The sequence below is a fragment of the Bacillus sp. OTU2372 genome, from assembly GCF_038440275.1.
Lineage (GTDB): Bacteria > Bacillota > Bacilli > Bacillales > Cytobacillaceae > Neobacillus > Neobacillus bataviensis_B.
The window spans coordinates 428,665-445,554 of sequence record NZ_JASATK010000002.1 but is presented as its reverse complement, the minus strand read 5'-3'; the positions used below and the strand labels follow the sequence as shown (position 1 = coordinate 445,554).

The following is a 16,890-nucleotide window of genomic DNA, read 5'->3' as shown; positions in this document are numbered from 1 at the left end:
TTGAAAATACAAAATATTTTAACAACCGCAAGATTGTGAACTTTTGACTCAATATTGTTAATTGTTTGAAAGCATTAATCAAAGTAACATTAGAGACAAGAAATCTTACAAACCAGTTGATAAACAACAGTATTTCATACTCTATAAGTTGTTTACAAGCTGCTTTTAAAAGATTTATCTTAAAAAATTTCTAGGAGGATTTAGCATGTTTAAGTACAGTTTTGATTCACTAGTTTATTTTGGAGAAGATGTTGAGAAAAGTATTGAGCGCGTAGCAAAGTTTGGTTATGACGCGATTGAATTAGTAGGCGAGCCAGATGCTTATGATACAAAAAGAGTACGCAATCTTGTAAGCGATTACGGAATCACTGTTGGTTCCATTTGCTCGATTTATAATGCAGAAAGAGACCTAGCTCATCCGGATCCAAATAAACGCAGACAGGCAATTGATTATGTTAAACGAGTAGCAGATATGTCGGCTGAAGTAGAATGTCCAGTCATGATCGTAGCTCCAACGTCAAATGGTAAGACCGCATCACTAACTGATTTTGATGATGAAGTGAAATGGGCGATTGAAGGCATTCGTGAAGGCGCAGAATATGCAGCCAAATTAAATGTTAACCTTTGTATCGAAGCGTGGAACCGCTATGAAACGTACATGCTGAATCGATTAGATCAAGCAATGGATATGTGGAAAGAAGTAAACCTTCCAAACGTAGGAATCATGGGCGATCTATTCCACATGAATATTGAGGAAGATAATATTGCAGAAGCCATTCGTAAAAGCAAAGATGCATTAATCCACATTCATTTTGCTGATAGCAATCGTAAGGCACCTGGTCTTGGCCATATTGATTTTGTTCCAGCCTTACAAGCTTTAAAGGATATTGATTACAAAGGACATATCACTTTTGAAATTTTACCGGCTGCTGCTGATCCGTTTGGGGTTATGAAAAAAGGCGGAGGATTAGAATTCTTCGATGACTATACAAAAAAATCAATTGATCATATTAAATCACTAGAAAAATCCCTTTTCGCAAACACAAAATAAGAAGGAGAGGAAGAAGAATGAAATTTGGTGCTAGTACGTTTATTTGGGTCTCTCCCTTTTCCAACCAAACCTTGAATTTAATTGATAAAGTAAAGAATATTGGATTTGATTATCTTGAAATTTGTATTGAAGATCCTGAAACGATTGATGTAGCTGCGATTCGTAATCATTTAAATAAAACGGGTGTTCAAGCGTTAGTGTGCGGGGCATTTGGACCAAACCGGGACATCAGCTCAGAGGATGCGGCGATACGTGAACAAGGCATTGAATATATTAAAACTTGTATCGATATTGCTGCCGAACTCGGTTCACCGTTAGTGTCCGGACCAATGTATTCAGCTACTGGTAAAACGCGGTTACTAACACCTGACGAAAAGAAACAACAATGGAATTGGGCAGCTGAAAACATGAAAATTGTTGCCGATTATGCATCAGAAAAGAGTATTAGATTAGCAGTTGAAATTTTAAACAGATTTGAGACTGATTTTATTAATACGGTTCAGCAGGGCTTAGACTTTTTGGAACTAGTGGATTGTGATAATGTTGGATTCTTATTAGACACATTCCATATGAATCTTGAAGAAAAGGATATTGCAGAAGCTATTAAACTGGCTGGCAGCAAAATTTTCAACTTCCATTCATGTGAAAATGATAGAGGTACGCCAGGAACAGGACATATTCCATGGAATGAGGTATTTCAGGCATTGAAAGAAATATCCTATGATGGACCGGTTGTTATTGAATCATTTACAACTGAAATCAAAGAAATCGCACGCGCTGTTTCACAATGGAGACCGTTAGCACCTTCTCAAGACTCTCTGGGTGAAGAAGGGTTACAATTTCTCAAAAAGGCTGTATTAGTATGATTAATACCCTGCAGCTGAGAAACATCAGTAAATCGTTTTCAGGGGTGAAAGCCTTAACCGATGTGAGCTTTACGATTTATGGCGGGCAAGTTCAATGTTTAGTAGGGGAAAACGGGGCAGGAAAATCAACCATTATTAAAATCTTGGCCGGCTTTTATAAGCCGGACCAAGGTGGTGAAATTGTCATCGATAATGAGCCTGTTGCTTTTTCCAGTCCAAGAGATTCCCAAAATCATGGAATTGCGGTTATCCATCAGGAATTACTGCTCGTTCCGCATTTAACGGTTGCTGAAAATATTTCATTGGGACATTGGCCGAAAAATAACCGGAAATTGGTCAATTGGAAGGACGTAGAGAAACGGGCAGAAGAGGCATTGAAAATGCTGGGAGCGAATATTGATCCAAATGCGATTGTATCTTCCTTATCTACTGGTGAACAACAGTTAGTAGAAATTGCCCGTTCTCTTTCAAGGGAAACACGAGTGCTGATTTTGGATGAGCCAACTGCTTCTCTTTCCGAATCCGAAACACAGCGTCTGATGCAAATCGTGAAAAATTTGCGGGATAAAGGCATGGCCATTATGTATGTTTCCCATCGTTTAGAAGAAGTATTTGAACTGGCGGACATGATCACCGTATTTAGAGACGGGAAATTAGTTCAATCCGCGACGAAAAAGGAGATTACTCCAAACAATATTGTTCGATTAATGGTAGGAAGAGATGTTTCCCTGGAACGAACAAGAAAGCCGGTTCATGGCAAAAAAGTGCTTGAAGTACGGAATTTAACGCGTAAGGGTGCAATTGAAAATATATCCTTTGACTTACATGAAGGTGAAATCCTAGGTGTAGGCGGGCTTGTCGGAGCGGGCAGGACGGAAATATTTAGATGTTTGTTCGGTGTCGATCCGATTGATGCAGGTGAGGTCATTATCAATGGGCAAAAGGTGAATATCAAAAGCCCGCAGGATGCCATCAAACATGGTATCGGTTTTGTTACCGAAGATCGAAAGACACAGGGCTTAGTGTTAAATGCCAGTGTGAAGGATAATGCCTCCATATCTATCTTAAATAATATTAAGAGATTTGGCTTTATCGATCAAAACCGTGAAAGGGAAATTGTTCAAAGCTATAAAGAACAACTTCGAATTAAGACACCAAGTCTGGAAACGGCTGTAAGTTCCTTAAGTGGAGGAAACCAGCAGAAGGTTGTTTTGGCTCGTTGGCTGGCCACTCATCCGAAAATTCTACTTCTTGATGAACCAACCCGTGGAGTGGATGTAGGGGCAAGAGCAGAAATCCAAGCCATGATTGAAAATCTTGTTGCTCAAGGCTTAGCAATAATTATTATTTCTTCTGATCTTATGGAACTATTAGCATTAAGCGATAGAATTATCGTTATGAGAGAAGGAAGAAATGTTGCAGAACTTAAAGATGACAAGATTACGAAGGAAGAGGTGATTAAGTTTGCAACAGGAGCAGACGCAAGTTAATAGAAAGATTGAATTGGTATCTTCGCAGGACAAAACACAGGGACGAAAAAAACTTAAACAGTATTTAGGAAGTCTTGGACTTTTAATTGTCATTGTTGCCTTCGGTATTGTACTCAGCTTAATGTCACCCGTTTTTCTTACAAAAACGAACCTTATTAATTTATTAATGCAGTCGACGATTCTTGTCACATTAGCTCTAGGAGTAACGTTTGTCATTATAACAGGCGGTATTGATTTATCGGTGGGGGCCATAATGGCGGTATCTTCTGCCCTTGGTTTAGGTTTAATTGTTTATAATGGTGTACCAGTAATTGTAGGCGTTATCATAATGGTGTTGATTGGCGCAGTATTCGGATTAGTCAATGGATTATTTATTACCAAATTACAATTATCACCATTAATTGTAACACTAGGTACGATGGGTATTGCCAGAGGGATCGTGCTCATTTATACAAATAGCGCTAATATCGATCCGGTTCCAAATAGTTTTGTTACTTTAGCTACAGGAAGTCTTTTCTCGATTCCATATTTAATCCTTCTGGTAGCGGTATTCGCAATTATTGCCCATATTATTTTGAAAAATACGGTATTTGGAAGATCGGTATATGCAAGCGGAGGGAATGAATTGGCTGCCCGACTTTCAGGAGTCCGGACCAAGACAATTATTACCTTAACATATGTGATATCTGGTGTAACAGCTGCAATTGGGGGACTACTATTATCCGCCCGTTTGGAATCAGTGGGTCCTACTGCTGGAACAGGTCTTGAATTAACCGTTATTGCAGCCGTTGTTATTGGAGGGACTAGTCTTTTCGGAGGTCAAGGAAATATATTAGGAACCATTCTAGGCGTCATTTTAATCTCATTGGTATCAAACGCCATCAACCTGCTTTCCGTTCCGCCTGCATGGGATTCACTTGTTCAAGGCAGCGTGATATTAGTAGCAGCATTGCTGGACGTCTACCGTCGAAAGTTCTTAAAGAGTGCCTAAATAAAGAGGATGGGAAAAATCATTCACATTAAAGGGGTGTTTCAATTGAAATTTGTTAAAGGTCTTCTATTATTCGCTTTAATGTTTAGTCTGTTGGTAGGTTGCAGCTCTAATAATCAATCAGCTAGTGGTACTGAAAAAAATGCTTCCTCTAGTCAAACTAAAAATGGGAAAAAGAAAATTGCCGTATTATTGTGGAGCCGTGGTTTTGAATTTATGGTTGCGTTAGACCAGGGAATTAGAGCGGAAGCAAAAAAACAGGGCGTTGATGTTGAAGTACTTGATGGGCAATCAAGCAGTCAAACACAGTTAAGACAAATTGAAGACAATATTGCAAAGAAAGTTGACTTAATCATTTTATCACCTGCTAACTCTGATGAATTAGTTCCAGGTGTGAAAAAAGCAAATCAAGCTGGTATTCCAGTTGTTACGGTAGATGCTGTTGTTTCAAAGGGCGCTGATGTTGTGAGCAGTATTGCTTTTAACAATGAAGAAGCAGGAAAAATGGCAGCTAAATACATTATGGATACGTTAGGAAAAGGTTCTGTATTAGAACTGACGGGTGCACCAGGAACCTATCACGCCATTTTAAGAGGCGGCGGTTTTGATAAAGGAATGGGACAGTCTTCAGATTTTAAACTTTCTACAAAAAATGCTGAATGGTCTGCAGAAAAATCTCAAGGCATTACAGCTGATTCTTTAACAGCAAATCCAAAGATCAACGCCATCTTTACTCATAACGATGATATGCAGCGCGGAGTTCTAAGCGGTCTAAGACAAATTTCTAAAACCAGCAAGGTAGGCGAAAAAGGACATATTATGCTCGTAGGTGTTGACGGAACTCCGCAGGCATTGAAACGAATTAAAAATGGTGAACAAGATGCCACTATTAATCAGGATCCATTTGAAATGGGTGCGTTAGCGGTTAAAACGGCTGTCGATCATCTTAATGGAAAAGAAGTTCCAAAAATGCAATACACTCCACCAACTTTAGTCACAAAAGAAAATGCAGACGATCCAAATCTTTGGGGGAATAAATTTAAAAAATAATAAAGAATGGGGTGATAATTTATCACCCTTTTCAATTAAAAAATAACATTTTTAGGAGGAAATTATGACAAATTCATTACGTATTATTCAGGTTGGTCTTGGCGGCTGGGGATGGAGCTGGACTCAAGTGGTATTGGACTCACCTCATTGGGAATTGGCCGCGGTTGTCGATATTAATCAGGAACTGCTGAATAAAGCATGTCAGTATTATCAAATTAACCCAAAAACAGCATTTAATAGTTTATCAGAAGCCGTTAAAGAAGTTGAGGCAGATGCCGTATTAATCCTAGTTCCGCCAGATTATCATGCAAATATCGCCTTGGAGGCATTTGAACATGGACTTCATTGTATAGTAGAAAAACCTTTAGCGGGTACTTTGGAAGATTGCAAGAAAATCGTAGAAGCAGCAGAGCGCAGCGGATGTAATATTATGGTTAGCCAAAATTACCGTTTTAAAAGAGCACCTCAAACAGTCAAAAAAGTAATTGAACAAAATGTGATTGGTGAGTTGGGAAGCGTTTATATTAACTTTCAAAAATCACCTGATTTTACAGGATTTAGAACTGAAATGGATGAACCTTTGATTATTGACATGGCTATTCACCATTTTGATCAAATTAGAGGAATTCTTGGTCTTGAGCCCGTTTCCGTAAAAGCGCATTCATGGAATCCTACATGGAGCTCGTTTAAGGGAAATGCGGTTGCTTCAGTGGTTTTTGAAATGTCTAACGGTGCAGTCGTTTCTTATACAGGAAGCTGGGTTTCACGTGGATGGGAAACAACCTGGGATGGAGATTGGCGTATACAAGGTGAAGAAGGAGAAATTCTTTGGGCCAATAATGAGGTCACAGTAACACCTCATGACGTCTTTAAATCTGTATTTATGCAAGGTGCAATTGAAAAAAATGGAAAATTAGAGGTAAGTTTAGTAGATTTACAGTTGGAAGAGCGCTTGGCAAGCTTACAAGAATTTGCTGAATCCATTCATGAAAACAGAGAACCTGAAACATCTGGAAGAGATAATTTGAATAGCTTGGCCATGGTTTTAGGAGCTGTTCAGTCTGCAAAAACAGGAGAAAAGGTTTATATCGAAGATGTACTGGCAGCTGTAAAGCGAGAGGAGATTACACAATAAATGGAAAAGATAAAAGTTGGTGTCATCGGAACCGGCTTTATCGGTCCTACTCACATTGAGGCCATCAGAAGACTGGGATTTGTAGAAGTAGTTGCATTAGCGGAAACCAGTCAGGAAGCAGCAGAAAAAAAAGCTGCCGAACTCGGGATTCCAAAAGCCTATGGCAATTATCGTGAAATGCTACAAGACCGCGATATCCATGTCGTGCACAATTGCACACCGAATCACCTGCATTTTGCCATTAATAAAGAGATTATTTTGGCAGGTAAGCATGTCATATCTGAAAAACCGCTGGCGATGAATAGTGAAGAATCGGCAGAATTACTAGAACTAGCAGAAAAACACGGTGTTGTCCATGGGGTGAACTTTAATTACAGACAGCATGCCAGTGTACAAAATTCACACGCAATGGTTGTAAACGGTGACCTTGGAAAAGTGAACTTGGTTCATGGAAGCTATCTGCAAGATTGGTTATTGTTTGAAACAGACTTCAACTGGCGTCTCGCCCCAGAAGTAGGCGGGAAATCTCGAGCTGTTGCCGATATTGGCTCCCATTGGTGCGATACAGTACAATATGTAACAGGAAAGCGAATTGTGGAAGTTTTCGCTGATTTAGCAACGGTTGTTCCTATCAGAAAGAAAGCCAAAAATACAATTGCTACGTTTAGTGCACAAAATATAGAGGAACAAGAGTATGAAGATGTTTCGATCAATACAGAAGATTATGCTTCCGTTCTTGTCCGTTTTGAAGATGGGGCAAGAGGAGTATTTACGGTATCCCAGGTAAGTGCTGGACGGAAAAATAGATTAAGCTTTGAAATCAATGGCAGTCAAAGCACTGTTTTCTGGAATCAAGAGGAGCCAGAAAAGCTATGGATCGGACACAGGGACCGGGCAAATGAGATTCTGCTAGCAGATCCTTCCCTGTTTACTCCAGAAGCAAGGTCTGCAATCCACTACCCTGGTGGCCATAATGAAGGGTGGCCGGATGCATTGAAAAATATGATGTTGAATTTCTATTCTTTTGTTCGTGATGGCAAGAGCTTGAAAACAGACAAACCTAATTTTGCTACATTTGAAGATGGCCACATTTCCATGTGTATTACCGATGCTATCTTGGAAAGTAACCAGCAGCAGAAATGGGTGAAGGTTCAAGCTGGCAAGGAGGTACTTATATGAAGCTAGGAGTTTTCACGGTCTTATATCAAAATCTTCCGTTCGAAGCCATGCTCGATAAATTAGCTGAAATGGGTGTAGAAGCAGTGGAATTAGGGACAGGGAATTATCCCGGCAACCATCACTGCAATCCGGATGAATTATTGGAGTCACCGGAAAAAGCCAGAGGTTTCTTACAAGCAATAGAAAGCAGAGGGTTAACGATTAGTGGTTTAAGCTGCCACGGAAATCCGCTGCATCCCGATAAAAAGTTTGCTAACGAATCTCATCAGGTTTGGAGAAAAACGGTTTTGTTGGCGGAACGTTTAGGGGTACCGGTTGTGAATGGTTTTTCTGGCTGCCCTGGTGACCATGCGGGTGCTAAAAATCCAAACTGGGTTACATGTTCTTGGCCGCCTGAATATTTGGATGTGCTGAATTATCAATGGAACCAAGTGGTTATTCCATACTGGAAGGAAGAAGCTCAATATGCCAAGTCACATGGTATAAATGTAGCTTTTGAAATGCATCCAGGCTTTATAGTCTATAATCCTGAAACACTATTAAAATTAAGAGAATACGCCGGGGAAAATATAGGCGCCAATTTCGACCCTAGCCACCTTGTTTGGCAGGGAATAGATCCTGTTGAAGCAATTAAGAAATTAGGCCGGGAAAATGCCATTTTCCATTTCCATGCAAAGGATACTTATTTAGATCAAGCCAATATCAAAATCAATGGTGTCCTAGATACAAAACATTATAGCGATATCCTTGATCGTTCATGGTCATTCCGTTCAGTAGGGTATGGACATGATGAAAAAGTGTGGAAGGATATGGTTAGTGCACTCCGTTCTGTGGGGTATGATTACGTTCTTTCGATTGAACATGAAGACATGCTTGCATCGATTGATGAAGGGCTAAGTAAAGCAATTTCTCTACTAAAGGGTATCCTGTTTAAAGAGCAAATAACCGATATGTGGTGGGCATAAATAAAATAGGTACTTACTGACCTCGGTACTAAACCGAGGTTAGTTTTTATACACAATAAAAGCGAGGACCATATTATTTCTTCTGTCTCCCCGAGACCCTAGGAGTCTTCATCCTTTTTATTACGAAAACTTGTTTAGCACCAAGTAACGCCAAAGTCTATTTAATTTGCGGAAAATATTACCAGCTATTAAAAGAGGCTCAAATTCTGAAGCCTCTTTTTTAATAACTTGATAGCGAGCGGAATACTGGGTGAGGGAAAAAGTAGGATAGTTTTTGACAGAGTAGGAATAATATTTTGACAAATAATGAGCCGCATGATATTATATATATAATCGATAATATATAATCAATAATAAAAAATAGAAGAAGGGTGTGATTTCATGAAACTATTGGTCTGTATTAAACAAACTTTTGATACAGAAGAAAAAATTGAACTTAAAGAAGGAGAAATAGTCGAAGAAACAAGTCAATGGATCGTTAATCCATATGATGAATATGCCATTGAAGAGGCACTTCGATTAAAAGAAGAGCACGGGGGAGAAGTCATCGTTCTAACAATTGGTAAGGAAAGATCTGAAAGCGCTTTACGTCATGGGCTGGCAATGGGGGCGGATCATGCTGTTTTAATTGAAGATGTAGAAAGTGATGAATTTATCATCTCCAAAGTCATAGCTGCATACGTAAAAGATAAAAATTTTGATTTTATCTTAACAGGGAATCAATCCATAGATAACGGTGCAGGCCAAGTTGGTGTACGGGTTGCGGAAGAGCTTTCAATTCCCCACATTACCTCCGTTGTCAAACTACAAATCGAGAATCAAACGGTATTGGCGGAGCGAGATGTGGAAGGTGAAACCTATAAAGTTGAAACTACATTACCTGTTCTAATTACTTGTCAGCAAGGGCTTAATGAACCTAGATATCCGTCTTTACCGAATATAATGAAGGCAAAACGCAAATCACTGGAGCATTTAGATGTATCCGATCTAATTGAAAAGAGCGTGGATATATCTAAAAAAACAAATGTCGTAGAAAGATATAAACCCCAGAAACGTAAAGCTTGCACCAAAATAGAGGGAGAGCCAAGTGTAACTAGCCAAAAGTTGGTCAAGCTCCTCTTTGAAGAAGCTAAAATATTTTAGGAGGTAAATTATGGACAGAAAAGTTCTCGTTATCGGAGAAATGAAAGGACCCAAAATCCGAAATGTTTCCCTTGAAGCCCTAACTGCTGCGAAGCAAGTTGCTGGGAGAGGGGAGGTAATTTCCGCCGTTTTTGGAACCCATTCTGCAAAACAAGTGGATTTGCTTTCACAATATGGTGCTGAGCAGGTATATATAATTGAAGATTCCGATTATGATGAATACCACCCTGAATTATATACTCATGCTGTAGTTAAAATTATTCAAGAAACTCAACCTGATGTTATTGTTATGGGGCATACTGGAAACGGCAGAGACCTTGCTCCACGGGCAGCGGCAAGATTACAAATTGGTTTGGCTAGTGATTGTATCGACATAAATTTGGATGGCAGTGATAACATTGTGGTTACACGCTCAATTTATTCTGGGAAACTATTTGAAAAGAAACAGTTTAATAGTGTTCCGATATTTTTGACCATACGTCCTAATAATATAACACCTATCCGGTATGGTTCTGAGGCGTCAACTATTCCGTATACAGTTGAGAAACCTACCCTTACTCTGCTAATCAAAGAGATCGTTCGAAGGGCGGCTGAAAAAGTTGATTTAACGGAGGCCAAGGTGATTGTTGCTGGCGGGAGAGGAGTAAAAAGTGCCGAAGGTTTTAAAGTTTTACAAGAATTAGCAGATGTATTAAAAGGGGCAGTTGGTGCATCACGTGGAGCTTGCGATGCAGATTACTGTGATTATTCGTTACAAATTGGCCAGACCGGTAAAGTTGTAACGCCTGATTTATACATTGCATGTGGAATTTCTGGTGCAATCCAGCATGTTGCGGGCATTTCCAACTCCAAATTTATTGTTGCAATAAATAAAGACCATGAGGCCCCAATTTTTGAAGTGGCTGACTATGGAATCGTAGGAGATTTGTTCGAGATCGTCCCACAATTGACCAATGAATTTTCCAAAATTTTATTAAGTCAAGTCAAATAGTTGATTATATATTTATAGAAGAAGAAGTGCTTTATTTCTTATTTTTCCTATAAATGAAAACGCTTAAAAAAAGTTCCTGTTTCAACCTAAGCAAAGACACACCATAGACACACATGACCATGTTCGTATAAATTACCTAATAGGGGATGGGTTCGTATGTTTCGGAATTTCAGATGGTATATTGTCTTTATGCTCTTTCTTGCCGCGATTATAAATTATATTGATCGTAGTGCTTTATCCGTAGCCATGCCTTTTATATCAAAGCGATTTCACCTAGAGCCTGCAGAAATGGGACTAATTCTAAGTAGTTTCTTCATTGGATATGCATTGTTTAACTTCATAGGCGGATATTTTTCAGATGTTTTCGGACCAAGGAAAGTTTTTGGTACATCTATGGTGGTCTGGTCGATTTTTTGTGGTTTAACAGCGACTGCTTTCAACTTTATCTCTTTATTTATTGTCCGTTTAATGTTCGGTGTAGGTGAAGGTCCTTTTTCGTCAACTGCAAATAAAGCCGTTAACAATTGGTTTCCAATTAAGGAAAGGGCGCGTGCGGTTGGCATCAATCAAGCAGGTCTTCCAATTGGTGGTGCTCTTTCGGGACCGATAGTAGGCTTTATTGCACTGAAGTTCGGTTGGGAGTGGTCCTTTGTAGTCATTACTTTGATCGGGTTGTTATGGACGCTTCTCTGGATCAAAACAGTCACGGACAAGCCGGAAGAGCATCCAAAAGTGAGCAAAGAAGAACTTAAAGTGATTAGAGATGGACAAATGCAAGGAAATACGTCATCTTCAGAGAGCCTTCCATTATCTTATTATCTTAAACAACCTACTATATTAGTAATGGCAGTATCCTTCTTTGCTTATAACTACATCATCTTTTTCTTCTTGACCTGGTTTCCAAGTTATCTGACTATGTCTAAAGGCTTGAGTATAATGAAAATGAGTTTTGTAACCATGATTCCTTGGACTTTTGGCGCGATTGGATTGATTGGCGGGGGGATGCTGACAGATTATATATTCAAAAAAACAGGGAAACTCATGTTTTCAAGAAAATTGGTGTTAGTTACTTTTCTGATAGGCGCAGCTATATGTGTTGGTTTAGCAGGAATCGCTTCATCTGTAACCAGTATTGTTATATTTATGGCATTTGGTGTTGGCTTCACATACTTAACTGCACCAATTTATTGGTCGATTATTCAGGATGTAGTTCGCGGTGAAAAGGTTGGAGGAGTCAGTGGCTTTGTACATGGGCTGGCAAATATTTCAGGAATTATAGGTCCAGCAGTCACCGGATTTATTGTCCAATTTACTGGACATTTTACAAGTGCTTTCCTCCTAGCGGGAGGCTTGGGTGTAATTGGTGCGCTGGCAGTCGCCTTTTTTGTAAAACCGTTACAATCAGAAGCGGCCAAAGAGGAAGTTGTACAAACTAGGACTGTTTAATTAAAAATTACCCATTCAAAACATGTTTCGTTTAGATATTAATTACTAACCGCAGACCAAAAAAGGCCGACGACAAGTTTATGAACTTAGGTCGGCCTTTTTATTCGCGAATTCATTTATGATTATTGGATTGTACTTCCGAACTTGAAGGAAGGGAAGCTCTTTGTTGTCGCTCGTAGTTAACATGCTCATGAAATGCATGGATACAGCCATCCAAATCCCTGTTTTGGAAAGCCCTTAATATGGGTTCGTGAATGTTCGCTAATTCAGAAAGGTCAGTAAAATACACTTGGCTGTTTAGGTACCATATTCGGCTTAGTTTGGAAGACAAGGTTTCCCAAACGTTACTCAGGAATTTATGGTCTGCCGTTTTATATATTTTTGTGTGAAAGCCCTCATCTGCAATCCTAATTTTTTCTAAGTCATTATTTACTCCAGCAAGGACCATCTCATTATGATAATTTTTGAGTTCTTCTACATCTTCGTCAATTAATCTTTCAAAAGCTCTTTTAATTGCGAATTCTTCCACCGTGAGACGAAAATCATATAATTGATCAATTTCATCAAGTGAGAAATTCGAAACAAATGTGCCTTTGTTTCGTTGGGTAACGACCAAATCTTCTTCCGCTAATTTTAAAAATGCTTCACGAACAGGTGCCTGACTGACACCATAGTTCTTTGCCACTTCTAATTCAACTATACGGTCCCCAGGTTGAAGTTCTCCCTTAATTATTTTTTCTCGCAGTGCTTCAAAAATTTGCTCTGAAAGAGTTTTATTAACAATGGAATTTTTCATAATATCCCTCCTTTTTCTTGTTAATAACCGATAATCGTTAATCGAAATTGATTTTATAGTATTGTACCACATAATGTAATGAATATCCATTCATTACATTATTCAATTGCTAATGATCTAGGAAAATGACGTTTATGCCAGAAATAGGGTTGAACACATTTTTTAAATATAAAAAAAATTTTGACGATTTTCAATAATAATGTTATATTGATTATAGATTATATATTATCGATAATTACCGATTTCGAATTTACTCAAAAGGAGGCGTTTATGAAGAGATCTATTGTGAACAAATCGCTTTCTGACCAGATTCATGAAGCTTTGCGTGATTTAATCATTAAAGGAGAACTTAAGCCGGGAGACAGGATCCTTGAATTGGAAGTAGCAAGAGATTTCGGTGTGAGCCAAGCCCCTGTTAGAGAAGCATTATTAAAGCTGGCTGAAGAAGACCTGGTCGTAAGCATTCGGTATAAGGGAACTTTTGTATCAAACATATCGATGGTAGAAACGGAGGAATTATATTGTTTCCGTATCATAATGGAGGAATTAGCAATCAAAAGAAGTTTGGAAAGATTAAAAGCTGGAGATTTAAGGGACCTTGAAAATTTTTACCTTGATATGGTTCGAGCTGGTGAAACCAATGATTTGGACTCCTTAAGGGTAGCCGATATTAATTTCCATTCAAAAATATTTCACATGGCAGAACATAAATTCATGTATAGTGTGTGGGAGACGTTGGTGTCAAAACTTAATCGAATTTGGTATCTTACAAGCCAAGCGTGCTTCATCAATCTTTCTGAAGTTGCTGCCATTCATGATCCTTTCTTAAACGCTATAAAATCACATGATTTGAATGGTTGTATTAAAGCGTTGCATGAACACGTCGACTATGAAAAAAATAAAAGTTTTTAATTAAATTTAAAAGTGAAACACTTTGTACAGATTAATAACTTTTTAATTTGTTATTTTAAAAGAAGCATGCTACACAGGGGAGATATAACTCTTTTTTTTATTATATATTATCGATAAATGATAATTTTATTTTGACAAATCGGAAAATTGGTGTTATTTTAAAAATATATTATCGATAACCGATAATAAGTAAAAATTTTATGGAGGAATGAAAATTATGAACCTACTAATCGATTCATTTGAGTTCGGCGTACTCACTCAAATTCATTACGGAGTTGGAAAGCTTAATGAACTCCCGGAAATTCTTAGGGCTGAAAACTATCAAAAGATTCTAATCGTGACAGATCCAGGCATTGCTAACTCCGGGTTACTGGATCGATTAGAAGATATTTTAACTAGAGCCGAAATCGGCTATTCCGTTTTTAAAGAGGTCCAACCTGATCCGACACTTGAAGTAGTGGACACCGTTAAACAATTATTCTTAGATAATCAATGTGATGCTGTGATCGGCATAGGCGGTGGAAGTTCGATTGATACTGCAAAAGGAGTCTCTGCAGCAGTCGCTAATCCTGGAGATCTTGGCCAATATGAAGGAAAGAACAAACTTCCAAATCGCGGACCCGATGTAATAGCCATCCCAACTACTGCAGGAACTGGATCTGAGGTTACCCATGCAATGGTGCTGAAAGATACGAAACGTAAATATAAAATGGGAATCCTTAGCCAGAACTTGCATCCGAAAGCGGCGATCCTCGATCCACAGCTGCTCACCACGCTTCCTAGAGGCCTTGCAGCGATTACCGGAATGGACGCCTTGAGTCATGCTATTGAATCCTATACGTCCAATCAAGCACAGCCAATCACAGAAGCACTGGGATTACATGCTATTCGACTGATTGCAAAGTATCTTAGACCTTTCGTAGCTCAGCGCACCAATTTGGAAGCGGCTTCACAGATGATGTTGGCTAGTACTATTGCCGGCGCAGCATTTATATGGGGAAGGGTAGCCGCTGTTCATGCTTTATCCCATCCATTAGGTGGTCACTATAAAGTTCCGCATGGTTTAGCAAATTCCATCCTCCTCCCAGTTGTTATGGAATTCAATGCTAGTTCCAATCAAGAAAAATTTAAAGAGATTGCGATTCTGCTAGGGGAGAATGTGGAAGGCTTAAACTCAAGAGAGGCAGCGTTACGCTCTGTTGACGCGGTAAAAGGGCTAATTGCCGATTTAGATATTCCGCCAACACTCGGAGCAAACAATGTCAGCTTATCTGAAGAAGAAATTCACATTGTTGCCCAGGAAGCATTGGATAGTGGAGTGGCTGCAGCAAATCCAAAGGTAACTACCTTAGAGGATTTGAAAAATATCTTGAGGAAAGCACTTTAAAAAATAGTGGTAAGGGAGAGTTTCCATGGCAAACGTATTTCCAATTAAAATTCAAAACTATATTGATGGTAAATGGGTTCCGTCATCAAATATGAAAACATATCAAAGAGAAAATCCGGCGAATCCAGAAGAAATTGTGATCATCGCACCCAATTCAACAGTAGAAGATACGAATCATGCCGTGGAGGCGGCGCAAAGAGCATTTGCTGATTGGTCCAGTACGCCGGCTCCTAAGCGCGCAGATTTGCTGTATCGTTTCACTGAACAATTATACACCGAACGTCAATCCATTGCTCAAATCATTACGAAAGAACAAGGGAAAACGTTAAACGAGGCATTAGGGGAAATCAATAAGACGATTAGTGAAGTACGTTATACCGCAGGTGAAGCTACGAGAATGAACGGTCAGACCCTCCCAAGCGAAAGAGCCGGTATCGAGGTAAAGACAAAAAGAGTACCAAAGGGAGTTATTGCCGCAATTTCTCCATGGAACTTCCCGATCGTAACACCGCTTCGAAAAATAGCTCCGGCATTGGCAACTGGAAATACAGTAGTATTTAAGCCTGCAAGTATAACTGTCGGAACTGCTGCTAAGTTCGTCGAAATTTTTGAAAAAGTCGGTTTGCCTAAGGGTGTTTTAAATCTAGTAATTGGATCTGGCAGAGAAGTTGGTACACCTCTAATCGGCCATCCGCTTGTCAAGGGAGTAACCTTTACAGGATCTACTGGTGTTGGCAGGTCGATTTATCAAGTCGCGGCAGAAAAATTAATTCCGGTCCAATTGGAAATGGGCGGCAAAAATGCCGGCATTATCTATGACTATAATGATATAAAAGGAGCCGTTAACCAAATTTGCGGCGCCGCTTTTGCAGCAACTGGCCAGAGATGTACATCGATCAGCCGTATCGTGGTGCAACGTTCGGCAGTAAATGACGTAGTCAGCTACTTAAAAGACAAATGTCAATCGTACATCATCGGTGACGGAATGAACCCGGAAACGACCTTGGGACCGGTGGTTTCAAAAGACCATTTGGAAACCATCGAGAATTACGTCCAAATCGGGGTGAACGAGGGAGCAACACTCGTTCACGGTGGTAAAAGGGTAGAGAGCCAGACTAAGGGGTACTTCTATGAACCTACTGTTTTCACTGATGTTTCACCAGATATGCGAATTGCACAGGAAGAGATTTTTGGACCAGTATTAACCGTAACGCCTGTAGATAGTTTTGACGAAGCCATTCAAATCGCCAATGATGTTGAATACGGACTTGCAGCTTCCTGCTTTACCAATAACATGGAGTACGCTGAACAATTCGTCAACGAAGTACAAACCGGGATGTTACATATCAATAACGGAACCATTAGTGAATCCCATGTTCCATTTGGCGGCTTGAAAAATTCAGCGGTTGGTCCTTACTCCATTGGGGTAACTGCAAAAGATTTCTTTACTGATCTTAAAGTGGTTTATTCAGCATCAAAATAAATAAA

Annotated in this window: 15 protein-coding genes; 14 read left to right on the top strand and 1 reads right to left on the bottom strand. The window is 39.3% G+C overall.

Features of this window, described 5'->3' with window-relative positions:
- The first annotated feature begins 205 nt into the window (after positions 1 to 205).
- The 11 genes from AAHB15_RS07085 (at position 206) to AAHB15_RS07035 (ending at position 12,307) form a co-directional block, all read left to right on the top strand.
- On the top strand, positions 206 to 1,051 hold the full coding sequence (locus AAHB15_RS07085; protein WP_335571435.1) for a sugar phosphate isomerase/epimerase family protein: 846 nt from the start codon (positions 206 to 208) through the stop codon (positions 1,049 to 1,051).
- 17 nt (positions 1,052 to 1,068) lie between these two features.
- Positions 1,069 to 1,917 (top strand): sugar phosphate isomerase/epimerase family protein, encoded by an 849-nt coding sequence (locus AAHB15_RS07080; protein ID WP_144563625.1) that lies wholly within the window; start codon positions 1,069 to 1,071, stop codon positions 1,915 to 1,917.
- The gene (locus AAHB15_RS07075; protein ID WP_342042059.1) at positions 1,914 to 3,407 is read left to right on the top strand and encodes a sugar ABC transporter ATP-binding protein; all 1,494 of its coding nucleotides are present in this window, start codon (positions 1,914 to 1,916) and stop codon (positions 3,405 to 3,407) included. Before AAHB15_RS07080 ends, AAHB15_RS07075 begins: the two co-directional genes overlap by 4 nt.
- Positions 3,382 to 4,398 (top strand): ABC transporter permease, encoded by a 1,017-nt coding sequence (locus AAHB15_RS07070; protein ID WP_335571437.1) that lies wholly within the window; start codon positions 3,382 to 3,384, stop codon positions 4,396 to 4,398. Before AAHB15_RS07075 ends, AAHB15_RS07070 begins: the two co-directional genes overlap by 26 nt.
- Positions 4,399 to 4,443: 45 nt before the next feature.
- Positions 4,444 to 5,448 carry a sugar ABC transporter substrate-binding protein gene (locus AAHB15_RS07065; RefSeq protein ID WP_335571438.1) on the top strand — a complete coding sequence of 335 codons (1,005 nt, stop codon included), beginning with the start codon at positions 4,444 to 4,446 and terminating at the stop codon, positions 5,446 to 5,448.
- 64 nt (positions 5,449 to 5,512) lie between these two features.
- Entirely contained in the window at positions 5,513 to 6,583 is a 1,071-nt protein-coding gene (locus AAHB15_RS07060; RefSeq protein ID WP_342042058.1) for a Gfo/Idh/MocA family protein, read from the top strand.
- Positions 6,584 to 7,762 (top strand): Gfo/Idh/MocA family protein, encoded by a 1,179-nt coding sequence (locus AAHB15_RS07055; RefSeq protein WP_342042057.1) that lies wholly within the window; start codon positions 6,584 to 6,586, stop codon positions 7,760 to 7,762.
- Positions 7,759 to 8,727 carry a sugar phosphate isomerase/epimerase family protein gene (locus AAHB15_RS07050; protein WP_342042056.1) on the top strand — a complete coding sequence of 323 codons (969 nt, stop codon included), beginning with the start codon at positions 7,759 to 7,761 and terminating at the stop codon, positions 8,725 to 8,727. Before AAHB15_RS07055 ends, AAHB15_RS07050 begins: the two co-directional genes overlap by 4 nt.
- Positions 8,728 to 9,108: 381 nt before the next feature.
- Positions 9,109 to 9,870: an electron transfer flavoprotein subunit beta/FixA family protein gene (locus tag AAHB15_RS07045; protein ID WP_342042055.1), complete on the top strand. Its 762-nt coding sequence runs from the start codon at positions 9,109 to 9,111 to the stop codon at positions 9,868 to 9,870.
- A gap of 10 nt (positions 9,871 to 9,880) precedes the next feature.
- Positions 9,881 to 10,861 (top strand): electron transfer flavoprotein subunit alpha/FixB family protein, encoded by a 981-nt coding sequence (locus tag AAHB15_RS07040; RefSeq protein ID WP_335571443.1) that lies wholly within the window; start codon positions 9,881 to 9,883, stop codon positions 10,859 to 10,861.
- A gap of 156 nt (positions 10,862 to 11,017) precedes the next feature.
- Complete coding sequence (locus AAHB15_RS07035; protein WP_335571444.1) at positions 11,018 to 12,307, top strand: MFS transporter; 1,290 nt, start codon at positions 11,018 to 11,020, stop codon at positions 12,305 to 12,307.
- Positions 12,308 to 12,419: 112 nt separating this feature from the next.
- On the opposite strand, the gene AAHB15_RS07030 is transcribed toward AAHB15_RS07035, so the two are convergent.
- On the bottom strand, positions 12,420 to 13,103 hold the full coding sequence (locus AAHB15_RS07030) for a GntR family transcriptional regulator (RefSeq protein ID WP_335571445.1): 684 nt from the start codon (positions 13,101 to 13,103) through the stop codon (positions 12,420 to 12,422).
- Positions 13,104 to 13,373: 270 nt separating this feature from the next.
- Between AAHB15_RS07030 and AAHB15_RS07025 the strand changes: the two genes are divergently transcribed.
- The 3 genes from AAHB15_RS07025 to AAHB15_RS07015 all read left to right on the top strand — a co-directional run bounded on the left by AAHB15_RS07025 (position 13,374) and on the right by AAHB15_RS07015 (position 16,885).
- Positions 13,374 to 14,015, top strand: coding sequence for a GntR family transcriptional regulator (locus AAHB15_RS07025; protein ID WP_335571446.1), 642 nt, complete (start codon positions 13,374 to 13,376; stop codon positions 14,013 to 14,015).
- Positions 14,016 to 14,232: 217 nt separating this feature from the next.
- Positions 14,233 to 15,402 (top strand): iron-containing alcohol dehydrogenase, encoded by a 1,170-nt coding sequence (locus tag AAHB15_RS07020; RefSeq protein ID WP_342042054.1) that lies wholly within the window; start codon positions 14,233 to 14,235, stop codon positions 15,400 to 15,402.
- A gap of 25 nt (positions 15,403 to 15,427) precedes the next feature.
- On the top strand, positions 15,428 to 16,885 hold the full coding sequence (locus AAHB15_RS07015; protein ID WP_335571448.1) for an aldehyde dehydrogenase family protein: 1,458 nt from the start codon (positions 15,428 to 15,430) through the stop codon (positions 16,883 to 16,885).
- Positions 16,886 to 16,890: the final 5 nt, after the last annotated feature.